Source organism: Streptomyces sp. CY-1, assembly GCF_047218265.1.
In the GTDB taxonomy this organism is placed as follows: Bacteria; Actinomycetota; Actinomycetes; order Streptomycetales; family Streptomycetaceae; genus Streptomyces; species Streptomyces niphimycinicus.
Window position 1 is genome coordinate 6,374,907 of the sequence record NZ_CP178393.1, and the last position, 10,686, is coordinate 6,385,592.

The following is a 10,686-nucleotide window of genomic DNA, read 5'->3' on the forward strand; positions in this document are numbered from 1 at the left end:
GGCCGTGGCGCTCTTCCTGTTCCTGGTGATCGTGGCCATCGTGCTCGGCCTCATCGGCTGGGTGGTGCACGGGCTGGGCTATCTGCTGATCATCGGTGTGGTGGTGCTGGTGGTCGACATCGTCCTCGGTCTTGTGCGGCTGGCGCGGAGGTCCCGGCGGCACCGGATCCGATGACGGGACGCGATGCGGCCCGCGTGCCGTTCGGGGCGCACTCCGTCCCGTACGCCCCCGGTACGCTCCGGCCCTCCGGCGACCCGGCGGCGGCCGACCGGCAGGTGCTGGAGCACTACCGGCGGTGGAAGGCGTCCTTCCTCCGGTCGGGCGATGAGGTGGGCGGCCGGGGCCGATGCGCGGTGTTCACCCCCGACGCGGCACACCCCTTCGTCGCAGAGGCCCAGGGCTACGGACTGGTGATCACCGCGCTGATGGCGGGCGCCGACCCCGACGCCCACGCCCTCTTCGACGGCATCCTCCGGCATGTGCTCGCCCACCCCTCCGTGAACCACTCCGATCTGCACGCCGCCCAGCAGGACGCCGGTGGCCGGGACGTCGGGGGACGGGACTCCGCGACCGACGGCGACCTCGACATCGCGTACGGACTGCTGCTCGCGGACCGGCAGTGGGGTGGCGGCCACGGCGACTACAAGGCGCTCGCACTGCGGCGGATCGACGCCGTCATGGAGCGCGAGGTGCACCCCGGCACCCGGCTGACCAAGCTCGGCGACTGGTCCTCGGGCCGCTTCGACGAGGTCTCCCGTACATCGGACTGGATGCCGGACCACTTCCGGGCGTTCCGGGCGGCGACCGGCGATCCGCGGTGGGACGAGGTGCTGGACGCGCATCTCGCGCTGGCCGGTGCGCTGCGCACCCGCCATGCCCCGGCCACCGGGCTGCTCCCCGACTTCGTCGTGGACACCACGTCCGGCGAGCCGAGGCCCGCGCCGGGGAAGGTGCTGGAGAGCCCGCATGACGGCGACTACCACTGGAACGCCTGCCGTGTCCCCTGGCGGCTCGGCGCCGACGCGGTGACCAGCGGCGACGCACGGACCCGGGCGGCCGCGCGCGGGCTCAGCCGCTGGGCGAGGACGGCGACGGGCGGTGACCCCGGGGCAATCCGGAGCGGATACCGGCTCGACGGCACGGCCTATGGGGATGTGGGCTCGCCCGCCTTCTTCGCGCCCTTCGCGGTCGCCGCGATGACGGAAGGGGAGAAGGCTGATGACGTGGGCGAGGGGGAGGGGGAGGGCGAGGCCGCGCAGGGCTGGCTGGACGCGCTGTGGGCGCGGATGTGCGGCTCCCCGCCCGATCCGGCGCGCGCCTACGCGGCCGGGGTGCAACTCCAGTCGATGCTGGTGGTCAGCCAGAACTACTGGGTGCCGTAGGGTCGTCCGGCCCGGCCGGCGGAACGGTGGCGGCCCGCCGCACCACCGCCTCGCAGAGCGATTCCAGGGCGGCCCTCGCCGGGCAGTCGGGGAGCGTCGACAGGGCCGCGCGGGCGGCGTCGGCCTGACGGGCGGTCTCCTCGCGGGCGCGGTCCAGGACCGGATGGGTGCGCAGCCGTGCCACCGCCTCCGCGTACCCCGGCCGATCGGCGGGCCCGGTGAGCAGCTCGTACAGCTCCCGGTCCCCAAGATCCCCAGGCTCCCCACGGCCCGCACGATCCCCGGGGTCCCCAGGATCCGCGCGCTCCGCCGACCCCGCCCCCGCCCGCTCCGCCAGCAGCAGGACGGGCAGGGTGGGGCGGCGGGCGGTCGGGGTCGCCACCTCGTCGGCGAGATGGCTCGCCACGCCCAGCCGTTCGCCGTATCGCGCGAGGGCCTCCACGGCGCTCGGGTCCGCGCCCGAGGCCAGCGCGCCCAGCCGTCCGGAGACGGCGGTCAGCGAGCCGGTGCGGCCGGCCAGCACCTCCAGATGGTGCTCGACGGGGTCGCGGCCGTGGCGCGGTCCGGCCGTCTCCAGGATCTGGCCGGTGACCTGCCGCCGGAACGCCTCGGCCTGGAGCCGCACGGCCTGCGGCCCCAGGTCGGCGAGGATGTGCGAGGCGCGGGCGAAGAGGAAGTCACCGATCAGCACCGCCACCGTGTTGTCCCAGTTGGCGTCCGGGCGCTGGGCGCCGCGCCGTACGGTCGCCTCGTCCCGTACGCCGTCGTGGTAGTGGGTGGCCAGATGGGTCAGCTCGACGACGACGGCGGCGGGCACCACGCCCGGTGCGCCGGGGTCGCCGAACCGCGCCGCCAGCAGCACCAGCAGCGGGCGGAGCCGCCGCCCGGCCGTGCGGGTCAGCTCCCGCGCGGCCTCGTTGATGAACGGCACATCGCTCTTGGTGGCCTTCAACAGGCCCTCGTCGACCGCCGCTTGGCCGGCCCGGAGGCCGTCCGCCAGCGCGCGGTCCCGCACGGTCGGCTGCATGAGGAGAAATGTCTCATATGTCGTCGGTGACCGGTCTCAGGACGGCGGCTCAGGAATCCGGCGTGGCCGGAACCCTGGCCCGGATGCGGCTTCCCTGCCCGGGACGGCTGTCCACGTTCAGCGTGCCGCCCACCTCACGGGCCCGCTCCCGCATGGAGAGCAGCCCGAGATGGCCGGGGAAGGAGCCCTTGCAGTCGAAGCCCACGCCGTCGTCGGCGACCGTCAGGGTGACGGCGCCCGGTTCGTTGAGCAGATGGAGCCGTACGTTCCGGGCCTGCGAATGCTTGGCGATGTTGTGCAGCGACTCCTGGGCGATCCGGTACAGGGCGTGCTTGGCCTCCGGTGTGGTCTCCGGTTCGGCGTCCAGCTTCGCCTCGGTGGCGATTCCGTACCGGGCCCGGAGCGCCTCGATATGCTGGGTGAGCGCGGCGACCAGGCCCTCGGTCTCCAGCGATTCGGGCCGCAGCCGGCACAGCAGGGTCCGGGTCTCGGCGATCGCGGCGTCCGCGAGCCGCCGGATGTACTCGATGGGCTCGGCCAGTTCGGCCAGCTCGGCGAGGTCCACCACCTCCCCGACGGCCTCGTGGCCGCCCGCCGGATCGACCCATACCGCCCCTTCCACCGGGTTCGCCGTCTCGATCCGTCCCACCGGCTCCGCGCTGTCCATGTCGCGTTCCAGCATTTCGCGGGCGGTACGGGCACCCAGTGCGATGCCGTAGAGCGCCTGCGAGACCGAGTCGTGCAGCTCGCGCGAGATGCGCTGCCGCTCCTCCCGGACGGACCTCTCCTGGGTGGCCCCCTGCTGCCGGTCGTTCTCCACCGCGCAGGACGCATGCCCCGCGATCACCTCCAGGAGGGTGATGTCCGCCTCGCCGGGGTCGCGGCCGGGCGGGAAATGGCAGCACATCGCGCCGATCGCGGTGGATTCGCGCAGCAGCGGCCAGGCGGCCACCGCGCCCCGCGCCGGGCCCTCGCCCGCCGCGCCGGTACGGCCGCCGCCGTGGATGACGGGCGCGGCCCCGGCGATCGCCTCCAGCGCCGGTTTCCGGGACGGCGGGGTGTGGCCGTGGCCGCCGCCGACCAGGCGGAGGTTGGCCGACGGTCCGGGCTCCAGCAGATAGACCGTGCAGCTCGCGGCGCCGGTACGGGCCACCGCGCCCGCGGCCAGGGAGTCCAGGGTCCGCCGTACGCAGGGGCCGGAGGAACGGGTGAACCCCGAGGAACCGGACGAGCCCCAAGCGGCACCCGAAAAGCCCGACGCTCCCGCCAACCCGGACGCCCCCGCGAAACCGGAAGACCCCGAAGCCCCGGAAGCACCGGAAGCCCCCGCGAACCCCGAAGGGTCCGGCAGGCCCGAAGACCCCGTGGCGCCCGGGGAGCCGCCGGAGCCCGGCCCGGCGGCCGCGGACGCCAGCCGCCGCAGATGTTCCCGGTGCCGGATCTGGGCGACCGCATGGGCCGCGGGGGCCGCGAAGCTTCCCACGGTGCTCACATCGGCGTGGCTGAGCCGCCGCCCGCCGCCGCGGTTCGCCACCTCGATCACCCCCACGGGGTGGCCGCGCACCAGCAGCGGCGCGTCCAGCACCGAGGCCGGGACCGCGTGCCGGGGGTCCCGGCCGAGCCGGCGCGGCCGCCGGTCGTGGCTGGAGACCGTGGGCCGTCCGGCGCGGATCGCCTGGCGGGCGGGGGAGGAGCCGCCGGGCGTCAGCGGTCCGCTCGGCGCGGTCCACGGGGCGCCGTCGGTGGCTCGTATCGTCAGGACGTCGCCCGGCTCCAGCACCATCACCCGGGCCATATCGGCGCCCAGGAGTTCACGCAACCGGCGGGCGATCAGCCGGAGCGTGTCGTCGGCGGTCTCGCCCGCCAGGATGTGTTGGGTGACCTCGGCGAGCGCGGTGGCGCTCCGTCGCCGCCGGATCGGGGTCCATCGTGTCTTGATCACGCCGACCACCACTGCTCCCTCGTCGTCGACTCCAGTGCTTCCGGAGGGGTGAGTTCACCCGCCGGTACCAGGCCGGACTGCACCGCGTAGACCGCCGCCTGGGTCCGGCTGTGCACCCCCAGCTTGGTCAGGATGTGGCTGACATACGTCTTCACCGTCTGCTGGCCGATCCGCAGATCGTGGGCGATCTCCTTGTTGGCCTTGCCGCGCGCGAGCATGGTGAGCACCTCGGTCTCCCGCTCGGTGAGCTGCTCCGGGCCGCTCGGCTCCCTGACCTGGCCCATCAGCCGGGAGATCGCGGCCGGGGAGACATGGATCTGGCCCGCGGCCGCGGCCTTCACCGCGTTACGGAGGTCGTCGGCCTCGGCGTTCTTCAGCAGGAAGCCGATGGCCCCCGCCCGGACCGCGCCCATGACCATGGCGTCGTCGAGGGAGCTGGTCAGCGCCACCACCTCGACCTCGGGGAGGTCCTGGCGGATCTCGGCCGTGGCCGATACGCCGTCCATCACCGGCATCAGCAGATCCATCAGGACGACGTCGGGGCACAGCTCCCGGGCCAGCCGCACGGCTTCCCGGCCGTTGGTCGTCTCGCCCACCACCTTGATTTCGTTGTCGAGGCCAAGAATCATGCGTAGGCCCTGCCGGACCACCGCATGGTCGTCTGCGATCAGCACGCGAAGCGCCACTTGGTTCACCTGCCCATGGAGTACATCGCCGCACGAGCGGAGACGGACGCGGAAACGGTCGCGATCAGCGGTTCGAAGAGGGGGAGGACCAGCAGGACGAGGACGCCCGCCAGCCACCCGGCCAGGACGTCGCTCACCCAGTGGGTGCCCAGATAGACGGTGGTCAGACCGACGCCGAACGCCATCACACAGGCGATCAGCGCGCCCGTGCGCCGGTGACGGCCGGCGAGATAGGCGACGGTGCCCCAGACCACGACGGCGTTGGCGGTGTGACCGGAGGGGAAGACCATTCCGCCGTGGAACAGCTCGGCGGACCCGGGGGTCTGGGCGTAGTGCGGGCCCACCCGCCCGGTGAGGATCTTGACGGCGCCGACGCTCATATTGAGCAGCAGCAGCGCCAGGCCCAGGACCAGCGGCGGGCGCGGGCTTCGGGTCCGTCCCGCGCGCCGGCAGACCCAGGCCAGGGCGGCCAGGGCGGTGGGGCCGCGCTGGCCCGCGATGACGAAGGCGTCCAGGAAAGGCCGGAGCCGCGGCCACTGTTTGTACGGCTTGAACAGGGCCACCTGCCAGTCGAGCCGGACGAGCTGCGAGCCGGTGAGGACGGCCGCGAGGACCGCCGCGTAACAGGCGGCGGCCACCAGGAAGGCGATCGTGTGTCCGCGGCTGAGCGGGCATCGGATCCGTCCATGGACTCGCATGGGGAGGAAACCCGTCTCGGTATGCCAGCGATTCCATCCTAAGGGGGACTTTCTGCCCCATTCGGCCCTCGGGGGTCCGCCCCAGGTGGTCCCGCCCTCTTCGTACGGACCCGGACGGGGGAGTCCGTACGTACGGGATGGGGCCCAAAGCGAATGGCCCCCGCGCCGGAGGGGGCCATGGCCGTACCCGAAGCCGAAGGCGGCTCCGGGGGTCGGTCCGTCATTCCTCCGGCCCCTCCGGCTGCGCGGGCTTGAAGCCGAATTCGGCGGCCCTCGCGACCGCCTCGAGCTGTGAGCGCGCGTCCAGCTTCTCCAGGATCCTGCGCACATGCGTGCGCACGGTGGCGTAGCTGATGCTCAGCCGCTCCGCGACGGCCCGGTTGTCCAGGCCCTGGCTCATCAGCGTGAGGATCTCCTGCTCACGCGGGGTCATGCTGTCCAGGCGCTCGGTCTGCTCGGCGGTCGACCGCGCGTCCTCGCGGTGCCGTGCCAGCACCTCCACCAGGGTGCTGGCCGGGATGAGGGTCTCGCCCTCGGCGGCCGAGCGGATGGCGGACGCGATCTCGTCGCCGCCCGCCGACTTCAGCAGATAGCCGCAGGCGCCCGCCTCCACCGCGGCCAGCAGCGCCGAGTCGCTGGCGTCGGCGCTGAGGATCACGATGGCGACGGAGGGGTCATGGGCCCGCATGCCGGCCGCCGCGTCGGCCCCGGTGCCGTCGGGCAGCCGGAAGTCGACCAGGGCCACGTCGGGCTTCAGCTCCTTGGCCATGGGCACGGTCTCGGCGACCGAGTCGGCCCAGCCGACCACCGTCAGGTCCGAGTATTCGGCCAGCAGGGCCCACAGCCCCTCGGCCACCACCCGGTGGTCCTCGACGATCAGCACCTTCGTCAGTTCGGGAGGTGCGGTCACGGCTGGGGGTCCCCTTCGGGGGAGTCGGCGGGGTCGAGCGAGGCGCCCGGGGGAGCGCCGAGCGGCACCCAGAACTCCACGGTGGTGCCGGAGCCGGGTTCGCTCTCGATCCGGCACCAGCCGCCCGCGATCTGGGCCCGCTCCTGGATCAGGGAGAGCCCGAGATGGCCGGGGCGGGACTCCACCTCGAGCGGGTTGTAGCCCTCGCCGTCGTCGACGATCCGCACCAGGCAGCCGTCGTCGAGCCCGAGAAGCTGTACGTGGACCGTCTTGGCGTGGGCGTGCTTGCGCACGTTCACCAGCGCCTCCTGGGCGGTCCGGTAGATCAGTGCCATCGTCTCGGCCGGGGGGTGGGCGGTGAGCCGGTCCTCCAGCCGGTAGGTGATACCGGTCTCGGTGCGTATCTGCTCCAGCAGTCCGCGCAGCGCCCCGGCCAGGCAGCCGTGTTCCAGGCTGGACGGCCGCAGGTCGAAGATGAGCTGCCGCAGCCGACTGAGCGAGAGCTTCAGGGTCTCGTCCAGCTTGTCCATCACCCGCTGCTCGTCCGGGTCCCGCAGCCGTCGGCGCAACTGCTGGAGGCGGAGGCTGGCGGCGGTGATCACCTGGATGGTGTCGTCGTGGATGTCGGCGGCGATCCGCCCCCGCTCGGCCTCCTGGGCGTGGACCAGATGGCTGAGCAGCGCCTGGCGGTCGCGGTCGGTGACCTCCAGCAGCTCCAGGCTGCGCTCCAGGACGAACTGGGCGCGCTGCACCTCGGTGATGTCCCGGATGGTCAGAACGGTGAGCAGGCCCTCCTCCGTACGCAGCGGGCTGATGCTGACGTCGGCGGGGAACTGCTTGGCGTCGCTGCGCCGGCCCACCAGCTCCATGCTGTGGCCCACCGGCTCCTCCAGGCTGTCGTCCCATTCGCGCAGCGAGACGGTGAGCGGCTGGTCGGGGAGGAGGGCCTCCACGGCCCGGCCGATCAGATGGTCGCGGTCGTAGCCGAAGAGCGCCTCGGTGCGGTTGTTGGCCGCCTGGATCCGGCCGCCGGTGTCCACGATCAGCATCGCGTCCGGGGAGGACTCGATGAGCTGGCGGAACCGGCTCTCGGCCGCCCGGAGCTGGCTCAGGTCGGCGATGAAGACCACTCCGCGGGGCTGCCGGCCCTGAAGATGGCCACCGCTGAACTGGGCGGGGAACTCGGTGCCGTCGCGGCGGCGCCCGCTCATCGCCGACGGCGAGGTGAAGACCCGGCCGATCAGTTGCTCGGAGGCGGTGCGGTAGCGCTCGGGGACGAGGTCCCGCAGCCGCTTGTCGCGCAGCTCCGCCGAGCTGTAGCCGAACATGTGCCGGGTGTGGGCGTTGGCGTACTCGATCCGGCCGCGGGGGCCGACGATCAGGACGCCGCACGGCGCGTGGCCGAGCAGTTCCAGGAACGAGTCCTCCAGGCGGTTGCCGACCAGGTCCTCGAACCGCCAGGAGGCGCGCTCGGCGCGGCGCAGCGGCTCGGCGCAGTCCGCGAGCAGCTCCGCGGACATGCTGAACTGATCGCGCGCGGCCCGGATGATCGCTTCGAGGATCTCCTCCGCGGGGGTGCCCTTGACCAGATAGCCGCTGGCCCCGACGGCGAGCATGTTCAGCACGGTCTCGCGTTCACCGTGGGCGGACAGCGCCACCACCCGGGCGTCGGGGACCTGGTCGCGGATGGCCCGGACGCTGCTGGGGGCGTCGCCCCGGGGCATATGCACGTCCATGATCACGACCCGGGGGTGGTGGTCCACCGCCGCGCGCACGGCCTGCTCATGGTTGATGGCCAGGCCCACCAGCTCCAGGTCGGGGTGGGAGTCGATGAGGTCGGCGAGCGCCTCCCGGACGGCCGGGTCGTCATCGGCCACCACAACATCGATCCGGTTGTCGCCCATCACTACCCACCTCCCTTGAGGACGGCACCCTGCAATTCGCGGGGGCTGAATTCATCGCGCCGGCAGTGCGCCAGCGAGGGCATGACCGCGGCCAGTGGCGCGACCAGCACGTTGTAGTGGCTTCCGATGCGGTCGCATACGGCGACCGCCGTCGCGGCGTCCCATACCGCGGCCCAGAAGGCCCAGTCGTGTCTCTGGTGATTCCGCGCGGTGTCCAGGGCGGCCCGGCGCGCCACCGAGGCGGCGACCAGGATCCGGTACCGCTCCTCGGGCGTGGTGGTGCGATGGACCACTGCCCAGCCCTCGGCGCGGGTCTGGCTGGACGTCTGCTTCCACAGATCGGCCACCCGGTCGATTTCCTCTGGGGTGAGGTCCTCGATATGGGTCAGGAATTGTAGGACTCTTCGTGAGTTAGGGCCGAAAACTACGCTCATAGGACACTCCAGGACGCATGGTACATCTACGGAACTGGTGAGCCGCCCTACGGCCGCCGGCGGCCGGCCGCTCCCTGGAACGTGGGCCTTGCCTTCGGGCCGTAGTCGCCGTCCGGCACGGTCCGGCCCACGTTCTTCCTCGGTGCCGTTGGCCGTACCTAATCTCCGCGTCCCTGGGACATGTTGATGCTCGCCTTCGCGACGCCACCGCTCTTCTGGCCGATGAGCTGGAAGGCCACACCGCTCTCGTCCGCCGTGGTGATCTTGTACGAGCCCACGGCCGACGCCTTGCCCCGGCTGTCCACCTGGAAGGTCCCGATCTTGCGCTGGCCCTTCGAGCCCGATCCGGCGTAGGCGTTCACCATCTCGCCCGGGGCGAACCCCGCGACATAGAAGCTGAGCGTGGTGCCCGCCCTGCCGCCGAAGGCGCTGGGCTCGGCGGACGGGGTGTACGGCAGCACGGTGAAGCCCGAGCGGACCACGGCCCGGCTCTGGTCGCCGATCGCCATCAGCGTCTGCCGCCCCTTGAGGCCGAACGGGACGTTGAACGCCACATCGCGGATCTGCCCCATGCCGTTGGCCTGGGCGGTGAAGGCCGGCAGGCCGCCGGTGGAGTTGATGTAGACCAGCACCCGCTCGCCGGGCGCGAACTTGTTGGCGGACAGCGTGATCCGCTGGCCGGCCTTGAGCGCGTACGGCTTGGACTTCATCGAGGGGTACATGGCCAGCATCTGGAAGGGCGCGGTGGCCGTGGTCTTGCTGCGCTTGCCCACCAGGACCAGGGTGCTGGAGCCGGTCGGGGCCACGCCGACCTTGATCGCCGCCTGGCCGACGCCGCCGCTGCTGTCGGTGTGCAGCGTGGTGACGGGGATACCGGTGGTCCGGCCCCAGAAGACGTCGATCGTCTCACCCGGGCGGAAGCCGCGGGCGGTGACCGTCACCACGTCGCCGGGGCGGCCGACCAGCTTGTTGATCTTCGCGGTGCCGACCGCGCCACCGGTGATCACCTTGGCCTCCGCCGCCTTGGTGCTGCCGCGCTGCTGGGCGACCAGGGTCGCGGGCCGGTTGCCCGCGCTCTCGGGCATGGTGAACCGGGCGTAGATCGATCCGAACTTGTCCGAGCGCACGCTGCCGATGGCGCGGCCCTTGGTGTCCGACTTCCGGGCCTTGAGCAGGATGTCCACCGTGGCCTTCTTGTCGAAGCCACCGCCCTCGACCGCGGCGCTGCCGCCGGGGTTCACCAGACCCGGATTGATCACGATGATCGGACCCGATGCCTGGGGGACCCGCTGGTTGCCCAGCTTGATGGTCTTGGGCTGCTTGGGCGGGCGTATCTCCTGCTCCTGCCGGGAGTGCTCCTTCTTCGGAGCGCTCCCGCCTCCGCCGCCGCCGGTGGTGTTCAGGGCGCCTCCGAAGCCGCCGCGCGCGACCACCTGGACGAGCGATCCGACGATCGCGAAGACCACGAGAGCCAGCAGGACGGTCTTCCAGGTGAGCTTTTTCTTCTTGTCACCGTCGGGGGTGTCCTCCTCGCCGAGGGTGTTCTCCTCGTCGGGGATTTCCTCCTCTTCGAGGGTGTTCTCCTCGTCGGGGATTTCCTCGTCCTCGAGGATATCCTCCTCGTTCTCGGGATCATCCCTGTCCTCCGGAACATCCCAGTCGTCGTCGTACTCAGGCATGGCCTTCACCTCCTCTTCCCATG

The 10,686-nt window shown here is 72.1% G+C and carries 10 protein-coding genes; 2 read left to right on the forward strand and 8 right to left on the reverse strand.

Going from position 1 to position 10,686, the window contains the following annotated elements:
• Window positions 1-4 precede the first annotated feature (4 nt).
• Window positions 5-175, forward strand: a complete 171-nt coding sequence (locus tag ACK1X7_RS27535) for a hypothetical protein (RefSeq protein WP_382952821.1) — start codon at window positions 5-7, stop codon at window positions 173-175.
• On the forward strand, window positions 172-1,383 hold the full coding sequence (locus tag ACK1X7_RS27540; protein ID WP_390793159.1) for a glycosyl hydrolase family 8: 1,212 nt from the start codon (window positions 172-174) through the stop codon (window positions 1,381-1,383). The genes ACK1X7_RS27535 and ACK1X7_RS27540 overlap by 4 nt, the downstream gene beginning before the upstream one ends.
• On the opposite strand, the gene ACK1X7_RS27545 is transcribed toward ACK1X7_RS27540, so the two are convergent.
• The 8 genes from ACK1X7_RS27545 to ACK1X7_RS27580 form a co-directional block, all read right to left on the reverse strand.
• Window positions 1,358-2,410 carry a polyprenyl synthetase family protein gene (locus ACK1X7_RS27545; RefSeq protein ID WP_398159528.1) on the reverse strand — a complete coding sequence of 351 codons (1,053 nt, stop codon included), beginning with the start codon at window positions 2,408-2,410 and terminating at the stop codon, window positions 1,358-1,360. The genes ACK1X7_RS27540 and ACK1X7_RS27545 overlap by 26 nt on opposite strands.
• 49 nt (window positions 2,411-2,459) lie before the next feature.
• Window positions 2,460-4,352 carry a GAF domain-containing sensor histidine kinase gene (locus ACK1X7_RS27550; RefSeq protein ID WP_413115777.1) on the reverse strand — a complete coding sequence of 631 codons (1,893 nt, stop codon included), beginning with the start codon at window positions 4,350-4,352 and terminating at the stop codon, window positions 2,460-2,462.
• The gene (locus ACK1X7_RS27555; RefSeq protein WP_059142423.1) at window positions 4,349-5,038 is read right to left on the reverse strand and encodes a response regulator; all 690 of its coding nucleotides are present in this window, start codon (window positions 5,036-5,038) and stop codon (window positions 4,349-4,351) included. The genes ACK1X7_RS27550 and ACK1X7_RS27555 overlap by 4 nt, the downstream gene beginning before the upstream one ends.
• Window positions 5,039-5,043: 5 nt before the next feature.
• Window positions 5,044-5,736, reverse strand: coding sequence for a phosphatase PAP2 family protein (locus tag ACK1X7_RS27560; RefSeq protein ID WP_398159527.1), 693 nt, complete (start codon window positions 5,734-5,736; stop codon window positions 5,044-5,046).
• A 220-nt stretch (window positions 5,737-5,956) separates the two neighbouring features.
• The gene (locus tag ACK1X7_RS27565) at window positions 5,957-6,646 is read right to left on the reverse strand and encodes a response regulator (protein WP_385143940.1); all 690 of its coding nucleotides are present in this window, start codon (window positions 6,644-6,646) and stop codon (window positions 5,957-5,959) included.
• A complete protein-coding gene (locus ACK1X7_RS27570) occupies window positions 6,643-8,550 on the reverse strand; it encodes a PAS domain S-box protein (RefSeq protein ID WP_361493525.1) in 1,908 nt (635 codons plus the stop codon). Before ACK1X7_RS27570 ends, ACK1X7_RS27565 begins: the two co-directional genes overlap by 4 nt.
• 2 nt (window positions 8,551-8,552) lie before the next feature.
• Complete coding sequence (locus ACK1X7_RS27575; RefSeq protein ID WP_216339708.1) at window positions 8,553-8,984, reverse strand: hypothetical protein; 432 nt, start codon at window positions 8,982-8,984, stop codon at window positions 8,553-8,555.
• A gap of 158 nt (window positions 8,985-9,142) precedes the next feature.
• Window positions 9,143-10,663, reverse strand: a complete 1,521-nt coding sequence (locus ACK1X7_RS27580) for a hypothetical protein (RefSeq protein WP_413115778.1) — start codon at window positions 10,661-10,663, stop codon at window positions 9,143-9,145.
• Window positions 10,664-10,686 lie beyond the last annotated feature (23 nt).

What these genes read in the sequence shown, in the direction of transcription:
- ACK1X7_RS27580 (WP_413115778.1), bottom strand. Translation starts at nt 10,663, where the DNA reads ATGCCTGAGTACGACGACGACTGGGATGTTCCGGAGGACAGGGATGAT.
- ACK1X7_RS27570 (WP_361493525.1), bottom strand. Translation starts at nt 8,550, where the DNA reads ATGGGCGACAACCGGATCGATGTTGTGGTGGCCGATGACGACCCGGCC.
- ACK1X7_RS27560 (WP_398159527.1), bottom strand. Translation starts at nt 5,736, where the DNA reads ATGCGAGTCCATGGACGGATCCGATGCCCGCTCAGCCGCGGACACACG.
- ACK1X7_RS27540 (WP_390793159.1), top strand. Translation starts at nt 172, where the DNA reads ATGACGGGACGCGATGCGGCCCGCGTGCCGTTCGGGGCGCACTCCGTC.
- ACK1X7_RS27545 (WP_398159528.1), bottom strand. Translation starts at nt 2,410, where the DNA reads ATGCAGCCGACCGTGCGGGACCGCGCGCTGGCGGACGGCCTCCGGGCC.
- ACK1X7_RS27575 (WP_216339708.1), bottom strand. Translation starts at nt 8,984, where the DNA reads ATGAGCGTAGTTTTCGGCCCTAACTCACGAAGAGTCCTACAATTCCTG.